Here is a 16,424-nt window from a genome sequence, read left to right as displayed (position 1 = left end):
ACACAGATTAAAGTGCTGGTGCATCCGGAAGACAGGGACCTGCTGCGTCTTCGGTAATTGCTTCCGCAAAAGACCTGGCAATCTCTATAAGGAGCTCTGTTATCTTCTCCATGGACTGTACCGGAATGAATTCATACTTTCCATGGAAATTATGGCCTCCTGTGCACAGGTTCGGACAGGGCAGCCCCATATATGACAGTCTGGCGCCATCCGTGCCTCCCCGGATCGGAACCACGATTGGCCGGATACCCAGCTTCTCCATGGATGCCCTGGCCTTATCAATCAGGTCCATGTGGGGCTCAATCTTCTCTTTCATGTTATAATAGGAATCCTTCACCACAGCCTCCACTGTTCCGGAACCATATTTCCGGTTCAGAAATCCGGCTGCCTGGGCAAACAGTTCCTTCTTGCGCTCAAACTTCACCCTGTCATGGTCCCTGATGATGTAATCCATCCTGGCTTCCTCCACACAGCCGGTCATCCTGTCCAGATGATAAAAGCCCTCATACCCTTCCGTATACATAGGATTCTCATCTGCCGGAAGCAGTGACTGGAATTCCATTGCCATGAGAAGAGCGTTTCTCATACGCCCCTTGGCCGTGCCCGGATGGATATTGGCACCATGGACCGTCACCCTGCCGGAAGCAGCATTGAAGTTTTCGTACTCCAGCTCTCCCAGCGCTCCGCCGTCCACAGTGTAAGCCACATCAGCCCCAAAGCCTTCCACATCAAAGCCATCGGCTCCCCGGCCCACCTCCTCGTCCGGCGTGAAGCCGATACAGATCGTCCCGTGCTTAACTTCAGGATGCCTAAGAAAATAGGCGGCCATGGTCATGATTTCAGCGATACCGGCCTTATCATCCGCTCCCAGCAGAGTGGTCCCATCCGTGGTAATCAGGGTCTTGCCCTCATATTCCTTTAAATCAGGAAAATCCGCTGTTCTCATCCATATGTCCTGTTCCCTGTTCAGGCAGATGTCCTGTCCGTCATAGTCCCGGATGAACTGCGGCTTGACATCCTTGCCGGAAAAGGAGGGAGCCGTATCCATATGGGCGATGAAGCCCAGGGACAGAGATGTTTTTCCCTCCTCCAGATTGGACGGAATACATGCATATACATACCCCTGCTCACTCATCCTCACCTGGGATGCCCCCAGCTCCTTAAGCTCCCTGACCAGCTTATGCGCCAGTTCAAACTGCTTCTTTGTGCTGGGAATGGACTCCCTGTCATCCTCTGACTGGGTGTCGTATGAAACGTAATCCAGCAATCTCGCTGTAACCTCCGATATTTCTGCCACCTCTCCATTACCTCCTGCGATTTTCATTATTATATTACCGGCATTATATTACCAGAGCGTGTCTGATACTTCCCTATTCCCCGCCGCTACCGGTTCGCCAGTTCCTCCGTGATTTCCTCCCATGTAATGCCGCGGTCCGCCATGAGCACCATCATGTGGTAGAGAAAATCCGAAATCTCGTATTTGATTTCTTCCGGGTTCGGATTCTTGGCCGCTATGACGATTTCAGTGGCCTCCTCTCCCAGCTTCTTGAGTATCTTGTCGATTCCCTTGTCAAACAGATAGTTGGTGTAAGAGCCTTCCTTTGGATGCTCCTTACGGTCCAGTATGACCCCAAATACCTCCTCAAATACCTTCAGGGGATTGGTTTCCTTATATTCCTTCTCCGCCAGCGTGGTAAAAAAACAGGACCGGTTTCCGGTATGGCAGGCAGCTCCCACCTGCTTCACCGCCGCCAGAATGGTGTCATTGTCACAGTCAATCTTCAGGGATTTCACATACTGGAAGTGGCCGCTGGTCTCACCCTTCAGCCACAGCTTCTGCCTGCTCCTGCTGAAATAGGTCATTCTGCCGGACGCCAGTGTGGCCTGGAATGATTCCTCATTCATGTAGGCCATCATCAGCACCTCCAGAGTCTTATAATCCTGGACAATGACAGGGATAAGGCCGTCACTTCCCAGCTTGAAATCCTTCCATTCCAAAGAACTCTCAAAGGTATCCGTGACAATACCCGCGCCTTTTAAAATCTGCTTCAGCTCCATCACCTTGTCCAGGTCATCCTCCGCCAGAGTCAGGACAGCGCCTTCCACCTGGGGACACCCCAGGCTCAGCTTCAAATCCCCGGCCATCTCCTGGACGCTTTCATGACCGCCGCAGAATATAATGCTTCTGCAGGATATCTCGCCGATCTCACCCAGCTCAGCCAGGGACGGGACCGGACCGGATGCCCTGCATATCATCATGGACGCCCCCAGCTGAATATACTCCTCCACCCGGTTCAGATAGGACAGGTCCGGCATATAGGCATATATCTTTTCACTGCCAAACCGGTCTGCCGCCTCCTTCATCATATCCACATTGTCTTCATAGCTCACATCCAGGAATACGGCGCTGGCTCCTGCATAGAGGTACTTTTTCACATCCTCCAGGCGCCTGATTCGTCCTCCCGCCAGTATGGGCTCATCCACGGTGCGGGCTGTTTCCTTGATAGCGCCTATGACAGCCTCGTGGTCCTCATCTGAAAAAGAACGGTCGCAGATAAATATTTCATCCGCTCCGTTGTCACAGGCTGTCCTGGCAAGGTCCTTAAGCCTGCCCTCATACTCAAGCTTTCCGTTCCAGGAAAATGTCTTTCCGTTCCTGTAACCAAATCCCATAATCAGCTTCTTGCAATCAGTCATTTGAATCTCTCCATTTTCTCTGGTACTTAAGCCTCATAAAGCCTCACGGCCTCGGCAAGGTCAATCCTGTTCTCATAGAGGGCCTTTCCGATGATGACTCCCCTGATACCCGCCTCATGCAGGCGTTTTAAATCCTCCATACAGGATACCCCGCCGGAGGCTATGATGTCAAGTCCTGTCTCCTCTGTAAGCTTCCTTGTGGCCTCCACATTAGGGCCGGACAGCATTCCGTCCCTGGATATGTCGGTATAGACAATGTGCCTGACACCGTATTCCTTCATGGTAAGACACAGGTCCTGGGCGGTAAGGGAGCTGACTTTCTCCCATCCCTCCACTGCCACCATGCCGTCCTTTGCGTCCACGCCTGCCACAATGGCCTCCTCACCGAATTTTCTGACCATATCCCTGAGGAATTCCGGGTGTTCCACTGCCTTGGTTCCGATGACGACACGCCTGACCCCCAGGCCCAGCATACGCTCCACCGCTTCCCCGGAACGGATGCCGCCGCCAATCTCAATGGGTATGGAAACCGTGTCCGCAATCCTGCGTATGACCTCCTCATTGACAGAATGCCCTGCCAGGGCGCCGTCCAGGTCCACCAGATGCAGGAAGGATGCCCCCTTCTCCTGCCAGTGAGCAGCCACCTTTTCCGGGGCGTCCGAGTATATGGTGATATCCTTAAATGCTCCCTGTCTTAACCGGACACACTGTCCGTTCTTCATATCAATTGCCGGATATAACTGCATATGAATCTCCTTTTATTCTATTATTTTCTCCATGTCTTCAGACGCCGGTTCCGGAGGACATACGCACATCTCCATCCGCCGGTTAATCTCGCCGGCCAGCATGGCTCATAGAGTCTGCTTCTTCGTCCCGCTGCCAGGCCACTCTCTCCAGTAAAAAGCCGGACAATGCCGCAGTCAGTCCCAGAATCAGGCACAGGACCATGGCATACAGCCGTATGTCCATGTAACGGAGCATTGTCATCTTCCGAGACAGAGCGGGCATATTTCCTATACTAAAGGCTCCCCTTGGTGGAAAGCACGCCTGACAGACGGGGTTCCGCCGCCACCGCGCCGTCCAGAGCCTTGGCGAATGCCTTAAAGGCAGCCTCGATGATATGGTGGTTGTTGGTCCCTGAAAGCTGCTTTAAATGAAGGTTCATCTCCGCCCCATAGGAAACGGCGTAAAAGAATTCCCGCACCATCTCAGTCTCCAAATCCCCCACCTTTTCCCGGTTCAGGACCAGGTCGCAGACCAGGCAGGGCCTTCCGCAAAGGTCCAGGGCGCAGAGCACCAGGGATTCATCCATGGGCAGGATTTGGGAGCCATAGCGCACAATCCCCTTTTTGTCCCCCACTGCCTTCCGGATGGCCTGTCCCAGCACGATTCCCGTATCCTCTATGGTGTGGTGGGTATCCACCTCCAAATCCCCCTTTACCTTAAGGTCCAGGTCAAAAAAGCCATGGCGCGCAAAGCTGTTTAACATATGGTCAAAGAACCCGATGCCTGTGCTGATGTTCCCCCTGCCGGAGCCATCCAGGTTAAGGGTCATGGATATCTGCGTTTCATTGGTGCTGCGGGTGATGGATGCTATCCGTTCCATATTCGTCATACCTCCCTATTGTTCAAAGCGCACTCTGACGGAATTAGCGTGGGCTGTCAGGTGTTCTGACTCGGCAAATGCCACTATGTCCTTATGGGCTGCCTCAAGGGCCTCCCTGGAATAATAGATAATGCTGGATTTCTTAATGAAATCATCCACGCCCAGTGGCGAGAAGAACTTAGCCGTCCCATTGGTGGGCAGGATGTGGTTGGGGCCGGCAAAATAATCTCCCAAAGGCTCTGAGCTGTACTCCCCTATAAAGATAGCGCCTGCGTTCTGAATCTTGGTCATGACCTCAAAAGGATTCCTGGTGACGATTTCCATGTGCTCCGGCGCAATGCTGTTGGCTGTCTCCACTGCCTTTTCCATGGATTCCGCCACCAGGATATAACCGTAATTATCCAGGGACTTTCTTATGATGTCGCTGCGTGACAGCACCTTCAGGAAGCCATCCACCTCAACGGATACCTTCCTGGCCAGCTCCATGCTGGTGGTCACCAGAATGGAGGACGCCAGCTCATCGTGTTCTGCCTGGCTTAACAGGTCTGCGGCCACAAAACGCGGATTGGCGCTGTCATCGGCAATCACCAGGATTTCGCTGGGGCCTGCTATACTGTCAATGCTCACGTGGCCATAGACAGCCTTTTTGGCCAGAGCCACAAAGATGTTGCCGGGTCCCACGATTTTATTTACCCTGGGGATGGATGCCGTGCCGAAAGCCAGGGCCGCCACTGCCTGTGCCCCGCCTGCCTTATAGACCTCTGTGGCTCCTGCCATGTGGGCCGCTGTCAGAGTCACCGGATTTACCTTTCCGTCCTTTCCGGGCGGCGTCACCATGGCAATGCGCTTCACTCCCGCCACCTCGGCCGGAATAATATTCATCAGGACAGAGGAAGGATACGCCGCCTTGCCGCCGGGCACATACACTCCCACACTCTCTAAGGCAGTCACCTTCTGGCCCAGGATGGTGCCGTCAGGCTGGGCGTCAAACCAACTGTTCTGTCTCTGCTTCTCATGATAACGGCGGATATTGTCCATGGACTTCTCCATGACCTTTAAAAGGCCCGGTTCCACCTGTTTCATGGCCTCATCAATTTCCTCCCGGGTCACGCGTATGCTGTCCCCATCCAGGGACGCCCCGTCAAACCGCTTTGTATACTCAAACAGCGCCTCGTCTCCCCTGGTCTTTACATCATCCACAATGGCCTGTACGGTCTGGGTATAGCTGTCATAATTATTGGGGTCCCTTTTCAACATGTCCGCCAGAATATTTTCCATGGACTTATTGTCTAATGTCACGATTCTCATGCCTAACATTCCTCCGCTTTCCTGACTTTGCTCCTGTGCTCCTACTTTCCGGCCTTCTCCTTAAGATATGCCTGAAACTTCTTGATGATGGCCGTGATGCGTTCATTTTCCGTCTTCATGCTCACCTGGTTCACCACCATCCTGGCGGACAGGCTGCACACTTCCTCTAACACCATGAGTCCGTTCTCCCGCAGGGTGGAACCTGTCTCCACGATATCAACGATTACCTCGGACAGTCCCACGATGGGGGCCAGCTCGATGGAACCGTTCAGCTTAATGATTTCCACGGTCTGATACTTCTGGTTATAGAAATAGTCCTTTGCTATGTTGGGATACTTGGTGGCCACCCGAATCAACTCGTGGTGCTCCAGCCTTTCCCTGGCTGATTCAGGTCCGCAGACGCACATCCTGCATTTTCCCACCCCAAGGTCCATGACTTCATAGAGCTTGCGGCCCTCCTCCAATATGGTATCCCTTCCCACAATGCCAATGTCAGCCGCCCCGTACTCCACGTATGTAGGCACATCATTGGCCTTTGCAAGAAAAAAACGCACTCCCAGGTCCTCATTAACAAAGATAAGCTTCCTGGAAGCCTTATCCTTCATCTCATCACAGGAAATGCCGATTGCCTCAAACATCTCCATGGCTTTGTCCGCAAGCCTTCCTTTGGCTAACGCTATGGTCAAATATCTCATCGTTTTCACGGCCTCCCTGTGTTTACTCGTAAGCGGTAATGGGTATCTGGTCTATATTCCCGTTCACCGTGTCCATGGCTGTCACTGTGGTCCCGTCACCCTTCAGGTACAGGACATTGCGCATGCCCCTCTGTGCTGCCATGGCCTTGTAATCCTCTAGCGGCACCTGCTCCTTCTTCTTCATGGACTGGACGGCCAGCCCCTTATCCCTGAAATAGCTGCCCAGCCACAGGGCCCGGGATCTGGCTGACGTCTCATAGAGTATCACCGTGTTCACCAGCGTCACCGGAACATCAATCTGCTGCCTGGAAAGGGCGGCCATCAGCTGGTCTACCACAATCACGAATCCCACTGCAGGCGTATCCTTTCCAAACTGCACCAGCAGCTTGTCATACCGGCCTCCGGTGACAATATAATCCCCGGTTCCATAGGTATATGCCTTGAAAATGATTCCCGTATAGTACTGATACCTGCTGAGCATCCCCAGGTCGTAGGATACATAGGCTTCCAGGCCTCTGCTCTCCAGAATGGAGTGGACCTTCTCCAACCGCTCAATGGCAGCCAGGGCCCCCGGATTGGCGGTAAGCTTTTTCGCCTCCTGCATCTGCTCCAGGGGGCCGAACAGCTCCGGAAGTTTCAGAAAAGCCGTCTTAAGCCCTTCGTCCATGGACTGGTTCTTTAGCAGACCCTCCACGGCAAAATAGTTCTTGTTTTCAATGTACTGATTCAGCTCTTGCTCTACTTCCTCTTCCAGCCCGGCCTCCTTGAGAAGGCTTCTGTAAAATGCCACCTGACCCAGCTCCACCTGGAACTCCTTAAGGCCAGCCTGCCTCAGGCTGTCAATGACCATGGCAATCATCTCGGCATCCGCATCCTCGGAATCATCCCCAATCAGCTCAGCCCCTGTCTCAGCCCGCTCCTTAAGGCGGCCCTGATAGCTGCTGTTATTCTTAAAGGTGCGCTCCAGGTAGCAGAGCCGAAGAGGCATGTGGTCGTCCATAAAGTACTTGGCCACGCACCGCGCAACCGCCGGCGTCATATCCGGCCTCAGAACCAGGGTATTGTTGTCCCGGTCAAAGAACTTAAACATCTCCCTGTCCGGCACGCTTCCCCTGTCCTTGCTGAAAATATCAAAATATTCAAAACTCGGAGTCTGGATATGCTCATATCCGTACAGGTAAAAGGTATCCAGAATCTTGTCCTGTACTGCCAGCTTCTTCCTGCATTCTCCGTTATAACTGTCCTTTACGCCCTCCGGCGTATGAATCAACCGATTATTCCCTGCCATCCTGTTCCCTGCCTTTATATTTTTTCGCGCTTTCACCCTCTATACTTTTCTATGGTAAAGTGCTAATTCATTAACGTGATTGTTTCATTATAGAGGAAAACCCTGCGGCTGTCAATCATATTTTCGTGTCCCCGAAGCAGTTTTGGGATTCCAATCTGCTCATAGTGCAATATACCTTATTATACTTTTATTTACAGGACTGGTCAATGAAAATGTACCCGGGGGGGAGAGAGACAGTACGGACTTTAAAAGGACCCGGCTCAGGCAGCATAGAGGGCGCGGCGCTTCACTCGCAGCCTCCTATGACCTTCTGTCCAGGTCTTTTTGTATTTCTTCCAGATAGTGGACCAGAAAGCCCGCGTGGGAGCGGACCTGCCAGTTCTTGTCCACCTCGTCGTAGGTAAAGCTTTTGCGCCCTCCCGCCTCCATCCGCTTCCAGTATCCCTCTATCTGTTCAAAAGGCAGGTAATATATCTCATCCAGGCCGGTAAAATAGAGAATGATAAACGCAATTCCGCCCTGTTTCTCAAATTCCCGCATGAACTCAATCTGGTGGGGATGGATATTTTGAAGGGGAAATGTCTTTACCGCGCATTCCTTGGCATCAAAACACACCGGAATCCCCTGTACGGCCCCGATATAGTCCACGGTACTCTTCTGGCCAAAATAGGCCAGGGTGATATGGCGGCTGGACTTATCAATTTCAATGGGAGTGATGGGAGTCGGTATCTTCTGTATCAGAGCCAGCTTCTTTTCCCTGTACAAATCGTTGGTATGGTTAATCAAATCTTCAAGGGTAGAGCCCCTTAAGCCTCTGGAATTCCAGGTACCCATGTCAGTTCATTCCTTTTATGTATTATATATTTACGGATAATGATTCTAATGTGTCTCTATTCCGTGCATCAGATAAGTATATCAAAATCAAGGATATTTCACAAGCACAGCAAATTTAAATGAAAAAATATATGAAAAAATATAAAATAACTGAAAGGATTCCAGAGTCCCAATCGTATTAATAATGAACGAATCAGAAAAGGAGATTGAAAAACATGAAAATCAGAACTATAATGGCAGCAGCAGCCACGGGCATCCTGCTAACCGCAGCAGGAAGCAGCCTTGCATGGGGCGCTGACTGGACCTGTCCCAGAGGATATGCTGACTGTACGGATTATGAATACTGCAGGAGCCACGAGCACGGGGACTGCGAAGGCCACTGGTCTGAGGACGGGGATTGGGTATGCCCGGACGGGAACCATGGACAGGCATCCTCACCGGGTACTTCAGGGTATGGATGCCATAGCGGAAACAGCCATCATGGCAGACGCGGCTGCGTTTCACATCACAGATAGGAAAAACAGTACTGCATATGGCAGTATCGGACATATGGAGCGGCTATGCGGCAGGAATCAGATGTAGAGCAGACGATTGGGCAATATGCGGATATGGTAAAACACATCTGTTTTGTCTATATGAAAAATGAAAGTGATACAGAGGACGTGTTTCAGGATGTGTTTTTGAAATACGCCCTTTTTTCTGAACCCTTTGATTCTGAGGAACATAAAAAAGCATGGCTGATTCGGGTGACCGTGAACAGGTGCAAGGATTTGCTTCGCAGTTTTTTCCGGACACACACCTGCTCTCTCGAAGAGGCCATGGCCATGGCTGATACAAAAAACCAGGACCTGTCCCATATGCTGGAGTCCGTGATGAATCTTCCTGATAAATACAGAATCATCGTTTATCTGCATTATTATGAGGGCTATTCAGCCGTGGATATTGCAGGTATTTTGCATAAAAATGTCAATACCATATTTACACATCTGTCAAGGGCGAAAGCCGAGCTTAAAAAAATGCTGGGAGGTGATGAGGGTGAAACAGAATATACATGATGCATTTGATACAGTAAGCTGTGATGAAGTCTTGAAGGGACGGACCCGTGACTATGTGATAAAACACATGCACCGCAGCAGAAAGCCGGTACCGCGCAGAATGAAGTGGGCTGTATCCCTTGCCTGTCTCCTGCTCTTTTCCGCCAGCGGCCTGGGCGGCTACAGCCTGTACTACACGGAAGCGGCCGTCATCAGCATAGATGTGAATCCCAGCATTGAACTGGATATCAACCGCTGGGGAAAGGTGGTGGACCAGACCACCTACGGGGAAGAAAGCGAGACTGTCCTCCAGGCCCTTTCGCTTAAACACCTGGAATATGAGGAAGCACTGGCGCTTCTGCTGGGCAGCGATGCCATGCAGCAGTATCTGAAAAAAGACGCCCTGGTCTCCATCACACTGGAAACAAAAGGCAGCGACCTTAAGATGCTCTCAAGTCTTCAGGAGTGCGTGGACACAGCCTTAATGCAGTGCCATGGCGTAAAGGCGGAGTATGCCAGCGTGGACAGCCACATGTGTGAGGAAGCCCACCAGCACGGGATGTCCTTAGGAAAGTATTACGCCATACAGGAGCTTCTCACAGCGGACCCCCAGGCCACGCTGGATGAATTCAAGGATAAGACCATGAAAGAGATAAAGGGCCACACGGAACACTGTGAACACCGTCAGCAGAGAATGCAGGGGTCCTCACAATCCACAGAGCGTTTTGACAATCAGGCGGACGGCCAGGGATCCGGCTGCCACGGCAGCCGGCATCACAGCCGCCAGGGATAACTATGAAACACTCATCGAGCAGGGAATTGGGCTAATCCATGAGGAAGGGATTGAAAAATTTTCTTTACGAAAGGTGGCGAAGAAAGTAGGTGTATCAGCGACTGCCTGCTATAATCACTTTGGAAATATTGATGAGCTGCTCCGGGGAATGTACTCTTATGTGATCGACAGATTTGCAGCCGCTCTAAAACAGGCAGTTGAAGATAATCCCTGTCATAATGTTACAATTTCTATGGGCGTGGCCTATGTGGAATTTTTTGCAAAGTATCCGCACTATTTTAATTTCTTATTTGACAGTGAATATCTGGGCATTCAAATAAAAGAAACTGAAATCACATGGAACAGCTCCTTTACTCCATTTGAAATTTTTGTAAATGGTGCAAAAAGAGGAATGAGGGAACTAAACATTGATGAAAAAGAGTTAAGAGACGACCTTTTGGTAATGTGGGCAGCCGTACATGGTCTGGCAGCTATGGCTAACATGAAAGGCGTACAGTATGACAATGGTGATTGGGGCGCTCTTACAGAGAGGATACTGCTTAACAAAGTAATGCTGTAACATGAGTTGAGAACCAGGAGGGACTTATTATGACGGAATCAGAAGCAATCAGAGCAAGGCACGCAGTCAGGAATTATACAACGAAACCACTTTCACCTGCGGTTATTGATGGACTGAAAGAAGAAATTGAGCAGTGTAACCGGCTGGGACAGCTGCATATTCAGTTAGTAACGGAAAATGAGGAAGCATTTAAAAGCATTATTCCCCTATTCGGGAGATTTAAAAATGTAAAAAACTATATTGCTTTGGCAGCCAAAAAGCAAGGCGGGTTTTATGTGGAGTGCGGCTACTATGGAGCACGTCTTATGGTTAAAGCTCAACAAGCAGGCCTTAACTCGTGTTGGGTAGCCATGCAGTGACAGATGGTTTATAGATGGCATGAATGCGGCTGTTCTTGCTCCAACCGGTCTTAACAAACAGAATTTTTTTATCGAAGCTAATGGGAATACCGTATCCATCCGCCCAAAGGACAATCGTCCTATGTCCCAAATTGATATTGGCATTGTGAAATACCATTTTGAGATTGGTGCCGGAAGGGAAAATTTTAATTGGAAATGATTTGAATCATATATTTACAGGCTGTCGCAGACTCTGATATGCACGGGGGACTGCGGCAGCCTTTTTGGAACCTATTCACCGCCTGCCTGTTCTTTACTTTTTCACCGGAAAGAAAATCTCTGTCTCCCACTCATCCGGCGGAAGCTTGTCAAACTGGGTCTTGCGGTAAATCTCATAAGGCATCCCATTCATATGATAGCCATTGGCGTTAATCCAGGCCACGATGGCGCCATAGGCATCCGGCAGTCCTGAATAGGGACCCTTGTGGATGGTAGCTGCACACAGACAGCCCGGCATGACAAAGTCAGCCTTATCCCGCTCTGTGATACCCACTCCCAGTTCGATATCGCTGTAAGCCGGGTCAAATTCCCGGTCGTGATAGATAGCCATGACCACCCCGTTTATGGTCATGTGTTCCCTGGCAATCTTTTCGTATATCTTTCCGTAGTATGTGCCGAATTCCTCCACTGACATCTTGTGTCTCTGGGTAACAAGAACCTGTTCCTCTGCTTCCTTTATCTGAATCTCATAATTGTTCTGATAACTCATAATGTCACCTGTCCTTTCAAATTCTTCCAGATGATACCCCATTTCCCTGATGGTTATGGAAATATGCTCCATCTGCCGCTCCAGGCGGAATCTTTGTTTGTACAGCTGCCGCAGCAACTCCCTGCTGTCCGGGATGGTAAGCAGAGCCTGAATTTCCGTAAGGGAAAAACCATACCGTTTCAGCCTTCCAATCAAAAGCATGGTGCCAATCTGAGAGTCCTCGTAGTACCGGTATCCGTTTATCTCTTCTATTCTCTGGGGCTTTAAAAGACCTATCTTATCATAGTGACGCAGTGTCTTAACGCTCACCCCACATACCTTTGACATCTGTCCTATGGTCAGCATGGTTCCGCTCCTCCATTCATTTTCTTTTTGCCTGATTCGAATCTGTTCCAAGTATAAGCTCTGACCTAAGGGCAGAGTCAATAGGTTTTTCTAAAAAACGAGCTAAACCTCGTTCCTGTCTTTTCCTAACATTCACAAACATGCGTCCCGGATGATACTGGAAATCAGCACAGCCAATAATACCAGGGCTATCAGGATATAAAACATCCTGTCATTCTTTGGAAGGGGCGCTGTTTTATCCAATCCACCCCACTTCACCCCCTGTCACGGCAGAAATTGAGAAATGCATCCATTTCCCCATGGTCCTTAAACACCCACTTGGGAACCGGGATACACTCTATCCCGCGTCCTGCCCCTGTATTCACGATATAAAATGTGTCCTCAGTTTCGGCCAGACAATTATAATCCTCCCAACTGTACTCTGTAAATGCCAGCCCCCTCTTCATGCGGATTCCATGTTCCCCAATGGAAATTTCCCACCTTCCAATCCCTTCTGACGGCATCCATCCACTCCTTATTTGTTTCATGTAAAATGACTCTGACATTCCATGTCCCCCCAAGCCCTCTGATCCATAAAGAAATAAAAGTTAAATAAGCCCTCTGCAACATGCCCATCATCCTCCACTGCCTGTGGATTTTGAAATTGCTCCAAAACCCTGTGAGTTTCAGCCCGATATAAATACCAGGAACACGGTATCCTGCTCTTATCGTTTTCACAACACAGATATCCCTGCCTCACTCTATATGTCCTGGGTTTCAGGAATCCCAAGTATTCCGCCAATTCATCTTTTGTCATCTGGAATTCCAACTGTATTTCATTATTCTGTCCTTCCATAACTTCCCCTCTTCCCAATGTCCTGCCCTCAGTTTTCAATTACTCCTTTCCTCCATTGTACCAAGCAGGGAAAAAAGACTCCAGCATTTTCTGCCGGAGCCTTCCATCCATTTATTTCTTATGCCTAATCATTGTCTTACGAAGCCGCATACCGCAAACAGCCGTATATAGCCTACTCCATCTCAGCCCTGAACCGCTCAGCCTGTTCTGCAATCAATTCCTTATCCTCAAAATAATTGATTTTCATGGCCCTCTTCATCTCAGCCAGTGTCTGGGCTGCCTTCTGCTCTGCCTTGCGGCTGCCTTCCTCCAGGATACGGTAGACAGCAGGAATGTCCTTGGCAATTTCCCTGCGGCGCTCACGGATGGGCCTCAGTTCATCCTGAAGCACGCTGTTGAGGAACCGTTTCACCTTCACATCACCCAAACCGCCTCTGGTGTAATGGGCTTTCAGCTCATCCAGATTCTTGTAATCAGGGAGATATTTTTCAAAATGCTCATCCCGGCAGAACGCATCCAGATAAATGAACACAGGATTTCCTTCCACCTGCCCCGGGTCCTCCACCTTCAGGTGATTTGGATCGGTGAACATGGACATGATTTTCTTCTTTACTTCGTCCTCGGAATCAGACAGGTAAATGCAGTTTCCAAGGGATTTGCTCATCTTAGCCTTGCCGTCTATACCGGGCAGGCGCAGACACGCCTTATTGTCCGGCAGAAGGATGTCCGGCTCCACCAGGGTCTCCCCGTAGACACTGTTGAACTTATGGACGATTTCCCTGGTCTGCTCAATCATGGGCGCCTGGTCCTCCCCTACCGGAACAGTGGTTGCCTTAAAGGCAGTGATGTCCGCTGCCTGGCTGATCGGATATGTGAAGAAGCCCACCGGAATGCTGGCCTCAAAGTTGCGCATCTGAATCTCAGACTTTACAGTAGGATTGCGCTGAAGCCTGGATACGGTCACTAAATCCATATAGTAAAACGTCATCTCGCACAGTTCAGGCACCTGTGACTGGATGAACAGAACGGATTTCTCCGGGTCCAGTCCGCATGCCAGATAATCCAGAGCCACCTCTATGATGTTCTGACGCACCTTTTCCGGGTTGTCTGCATTGTCTGTCAGCGCCTGGGCATCGGCTATCATAATATAAATCTCATCAAACTCTCCTGAATTCTGCAGCTCCACCCTGCGCTTTAAAGAGCCTGCATAATGTCCTACGTGAAGCCGTCCTGTGGGGCGGTCACCGGTCAGTATAATCTTTCCCATCTGATATATCCCTCTCATTTCCTCAGCATCAGGCCATCATTGGCCGGAAAGCTGTTTTTTGCTTGTACAGAACAAGCATGAAAATCCCCTTCCGCCAACCATATTCCACACGGGAAAACAGCAGCAAAAAAATGGCAATTTCAAACATTATCTAGCATAACCCAAAGATGAATTCCTGTCAAGAATTCCCTGCCCCGGTCCGGGATAATGTCAGGAATAATCATCCCTGCCCCGGTTCGGGATAATCGCCCCGGCTTCCGGAAGGCAGCCCAATCCCCTCCCCTTCCATAACCGTGCTGAAAATCACCGGCAGACCGGCGGTAAACTCCTCTCCCCTCAGATACTCCAGGGGCGCAGGAAGTGTTTCAGGCATGACCAGCCTCCAGGAATGAAGGAGCTGGGACCGGACCGCGTACTTCTTTTTCACTGCATCGTTTAAGCTGCGGCTCCCATACTTATAGTCTCCCACAATCGGATGGCCAATGGACGCCAGATGGGCACGAATCTGATGGCTTCTTCCTGTAATCAGGGTCACCTGCAGCAGTGTGAACTTCCCGTTTCCGGACAGCGGCAGATATTCGGTCATGATAGGGACGCTGTCCTCCACTTCCAGAGGATAAATGCTTACGGTATTCGTGCTCTCATCCTTTTTCAGGAAGCCTGCAATCAGCTGTTTCTCCTTTATCTCACCGGCAACCAGACACTGGTAGTACTTGTGTATGCTTCTGTCCTTAAACACCTCATTCATCACCTGGAGGCCTGCCAGGGATTTTCCGGCCACCACCAGTCCGCTGGTGTTTCTGTCCAGCCGGTTGCAGATAGACGGCTTAAAGGTGCGCAGCTGGGATATGGGAAGTTTTCCTGAATCAATAAGATAATTAAGGATGTATTCGTTTAGGGACATTTCGCTGTCCTTTGCCTTCTGTGACAGCATGCCGGATGGTTTATTCACCACCAGGATATGCTGGTCCTCATAGACAATGTCCAGACGTTTCCTTCCATCCCGGCTGTTTCCGGGCCTGCCGGCATATCCGCTGATGTCCGGTACAGAAAACTTTTCTATAGTCTCATCCGAGAGGAACAGCTTTACCTGGTCTCCCTCTTCCAGCCGTTCGGAACCATCGCATTTCTTTCCATTCAGCGTTATGTTCTTTTTACGCATCATTTTATAGATAAAACCCTTGCCGGCCTGGTTCAGATATTTTGTAAGCAGCTTATCCAGCCGCTGTCCGGCCTCATTCTGGGTAATTGTCAGTGTCTGCATATGGCGGCACTCCTTCGCAGGTAATTATTCCATTCATGAAGCTCATGACTGCCAGCAGCATGCGGTGGGGCATCACTTTACACAGCAGCCGGAAGGCTTTCATGGTAATGCCGTAGACCGATATCTCTCTGCCTGCAATGCTGTCCCGGATGGTCTTTTGAACCACCCGTTTTGGATTTGCCATGACTAACCTCTTATAGAGAGGAATCACACCTGTGGACTCGGCAATGTCAAAGAACTCCGTCTTTACCGGTCCCGGACACACAGCCGTCACATAGATTCTCCGGCTTCTCAGTTCCTGATTCAGGGCCCTGCTGTAGCTGAGGACAAAGGATTTTGTGGCCGCATAGATGGCAAATCCGGGCTGTGGCAGGAAAGCTGCGGAAGATGCATACTGGATGATACGGCTGTTGCATTCCATATAGGGCAGCACCATGCGGGTTACGGCGCACAGGGCCTCACAGTTTAAGGCCACCATGTCTGTCTCGCTCTTTAAGCCCAAATCCTCCACCTGCCCAATCATACCAAAGCCTGCTGCATTGACCAGAAACTTTACCTGCGGTTTCCCGGCACTCAGCGCCCGTAAAAGCACGTCCCTGTCACGTTCCCTTGTAAGGTCCAGTGCAAATTTGCGCAGGGGAACCCCCACCTGGCGGTCCAGTTCGTCCAGACGCTCCCTTCTCCTGGCTATAATCCAAATCTCGTCAAAGCCCTTGAAATGTTCCCACAGCTGGATGATGGTTTCCCTGCCCATACCGGAGGACGCTCCGGTCACTACAGCAATCTTCATAC

19 protein-coding genes and 1 pseudogene are annotated in these 16,424 nt (G+C 50.4%); 5 read left to right on the top strand and 15 right to left on the bottom strand.

Features of this window, described 5'->3' with window-relative positions; genetic code table 11:
* Positions 1 to 7: 7 nt before the first annotated feature.
* The 9 genes from pepT to G614_RS0124815 form a co-directional block, all read right to left on the bottom strand.
* Positions 8 to 1,297, bottom strand: a complete 1,290-nt coding sequence (gene pepT, locus G614_RS0124855) for a peptidase T (protein ID WP_027644022.1) — start codon at positions 1,295 to 1,297, stop codon at positions 8 to 10.
* A gap of 86 nt (positions 1,298 to 1,383) precedes the next feature.
* Complete coding sequence (gene hisIE, locus G614_RS0124850; RefSeq protein ID WP_027644021.1) at positions 1,384 to 2,697, bottom strand: bifunctional phosphoribosyl-AMP cyclohydrolase/phosphoribosyl-ATP diphosphatase HisIE; 1,314 nt, start codon at positions 2,695 to 2,697, stop codon at positions 1,384 to 1,386.
* A gap of 26 nt (positions 2,698 to 2,723) precedes the next feature.
* Positions 2,724 to 3,443: a 1-(5-phosphoribosyl)-5-[(5-phosphoribosylamino)methylideneamino]imidazole-4-carboxamide isomerase gene (gene hisA / locus G614_RS0124845; RefSeq protein ID WP_027644020.1), complete on the bottom strand. Its 720-nt coding sequence runs from the start codon at positions 3,441 to 3,443 to the stop codon at positions 2,724 to 2,726.
* 82 nt (positions 3,444 to 3,525) lie between these two features.
* Positions 3,526 to 3,678: a hypothetical protein gene (locus tag G614_RS30870; RefSeq protein ID WP_155245157.1), complete on the bottom strand. Its 153-nt coding sequence runs from the start codon at positions 3,676 to 3,678 to the stop codon at positions 3,526 to 3,528.
* A gap of 37 nt (positions 3,679 to 3,715) precedes the next feature.
* On the bottom strand, positions 3,716 to 4,303 hold the full coding sequence (gene hisB / locus G614_RS0124835; RefSeq protein WP_027644019.1) for an imidazoleglycerol-phosphate dehydratase HisB: 588 nt from the start codon (positions 4,301 to 4,303) through the stop codon (positions 3,716 to 3,718).
* 15 nt (positions 4,304 to 4,318) lie between these two features.
* Positions 4,319 to 5,611, bottom strand: coding sequence for a histidinol dehydrogenase (gene hisD / locus G614_RS0124830; protein WP_027644018.1), 1,293 nt, complete (start codon positions 5,609 to 5,611; stop codon positions 4,319 to 4,321).
* Positions 5,612 to 5,652: 41 nt separating this feature from the next.
* A complete protein-coding gene (gene hisG / locus G614_RS0124825; RefSeq protein ID WP_022201135.1) occupies positions 5,653 to 6,306 on the bottom strand; it encodes an ATP phosphoribosyltransferase in 654 nt (217 codons plus the stop codon).
* 22 nt (positions 6,307 to 6,328) lie between these two features.
* Positions 6,329 to 7,594 (bottom strand): ATP phosphoribosyltransferase regulatory subunit, encoded by a 1,266-nt coding sequence (hisZ, locus tag G614_RS0124820; RefSeq protein WP_027644017.1) that lies wholly within the window; start codon positions 7,592 to 7,594, stop codon positions 6,329 to 6,331.
* A 300-nt stretch (positions 7,595 to 7,894) separates the two neighbouring features.
* Positions 7,895 to 8,428 carry a Holliday junction resolvase RecU gene (locus G614_RS0124815; RefSeq protein WP_027644016.1) on the bottom strand — a complete coding sequence of 178 codons (534 nt, stop codon included), beginning with the start codon at positions 8,426 to 8,428 and terminating at the stop codon, positions 7,895 to 7,897.
* Positions 8,429 to 8,643: 215 nt separating this feature from the next.
* Here G614_RS0124815 and G614_RS0124810 point away from each other — a divergent pair, with 215 nt between their 5' ends.
* From G614_RS0124810 to G614_RS34820, 5 genes and pseudogenes are all read left to right on the top strand, one after another.
* Positions 8,644 to 8,943, top strand: a complete 300-nt coding sequence (locus tag G614_RS0124810) for a hypothetical protein (RefSeq protein WP_027644015.1) — start codon at positions 8,644 to 8,646, stop codon at positions 8,941 to 8,943.
* Positions 8,944 to 8,988: 45 nt separating this feature from the next.
* A complete protein-coding gene (locus tag G614_RS0124805) occupies positions 8,989 to 9,483 on the top strand; it encodes an RNA polymerase sigma factor (RefSeq protein WP_027644014.1) in 495 nt (164 codons plus the stop codon).
* Complete coding sequence (locus G614_RS0124800) at positions 9,464 to 10,255, top strand: hypothetical protein (RefSeq protein WP_027644013.1); 792 nt, start codon at positions 9,464 to 9,466, stop codon at positions 10,253 to 10,255. Before G614_RS0124805 ends, G614_RS0124800 begins: the two co-directional genes overlap by 20 nt.
* A complete protein-coding gene (locus tag G614_RS0124795) occupies positions 10,236 to 10,814 on the top strand; it encodes a TetR/AcrR family transcriptional regulator (RefSeq protein WP_027644012.1) in 579 nt (192 codons plus the stop codon). The genes G614_RS0124800 and G614_RS0124795 overlap by 20 nt, the downstream gene beginning before the upstream one ends.
* Before the next feature lie 29 nt (positions 10,815 to 10,843).
* A pseudogene (locus G614_RS34820) lies at positions 10,844 to 11,372 on the top strand (nitroreductase family protein).
* A gap of 93 nt (positions 11,373 to 11,465) precedes the next feature.
* On the opposite strand, the gene G614_RS0124785 reads toward G614_RS34820, so the two are convergent.
* From G614_RS0124785 to G614_RS29015, 6 genes are all read right to left on the bottom strand, one after another.
* Positions 11,466 to 12,266 carry a MerR family transcriptional regulator gene (locus G614_RS0124785; protein ID WP_027644011.1) on the bottom strand — a complete coding sequence of 267 codons (801 nt, stop codon included), beginning with the start codon at positions 12,264 to 12,266 and terminating at the stop codon, positions 11,466 to 11,468.
* Positions 12,267 to 12,520: 254 nt separating this feature from the next.
* Entirely contained in the window at positions 12,521 to 12,769 is a 249-nt protein-coding gene (locus G614_RS29020; RefSeq protein ID WP_242828216.1) for a YcxB family protein, read from the bottom strand.
* Positions 12,770 to 12,789: 20 nt separating this feature from the next.
* Complete coding sequence (locus tag G614_RS0124775; protein WP_027644010.1) at positions 12,790 to 13,101, bottom strand: hypothetical protein; 312 nt, start codon at positions 13,099 to 13,101, stop codon at positions 12,790 to 12,792.
* Between the two features lie 172 nt (positions 13,102 to 13,273).
* Complete coding sequence (trpS, locus tag G614_RS0124770; RefSeq protein ID WP_027644009.1) at positions 13,274 to 14,368, bottom strand: tryptophan--tRNA ligase; 1,095 nt, start codon at positions 14,366 to 14,368, stop codon at positions 13,274 to 13,276.
* A 220-nt stretch (positions 14,369 to 14,588) separates the two neighbouring features.
* Positions 14,589 to 15,632, bottom strand: a complete 1,044-nt coding sequence (locus tag G614_RS0124760) for an RluA family pseudouridine synthase (RefSeq protein WP_027644008.1) — start codon at positions 15,630 to 15,632, stop codon at positions 14,589 to 14,591.
* Positions 15,604 to 16,422 carry an SDR family NAD(P)-dependent oxidoreductase gene (locus tag G614_RS29015; RefSeq protein WP_044918917.1) on the bottom strand — a complete coding sequence of 273 codons (819 nt, stop codon included), beginning with the start codon at positions 16,420 to 16,422 and terminating at the stop codon, positions 15,604 to 15,606. The genes G614_RS0124760 and G614_RS29015 overlap by 29 nt, the downstream gene beginning before the upstream one ends.
* Between the last annotated feature and the right edge of the window lie 2 nt (positions 16,423 to 16,424).

The organism is [Clostridium] clostridioforme AGR2157 (assembly GCF_000424325.1).
In the GTDB taxonomy this organism is placed as follows: Bacteria; Bacillota; Clostridia; order Lachnospirales; family Lachnospiraceae; genus Enterocloster; species Enterocloster clostridioformis_A.
The sequence above is the reverse complement of the archived record's forward strand: the minus strand, read 5'-3'. Positions and strand labels throughout refer to the sequence as shown.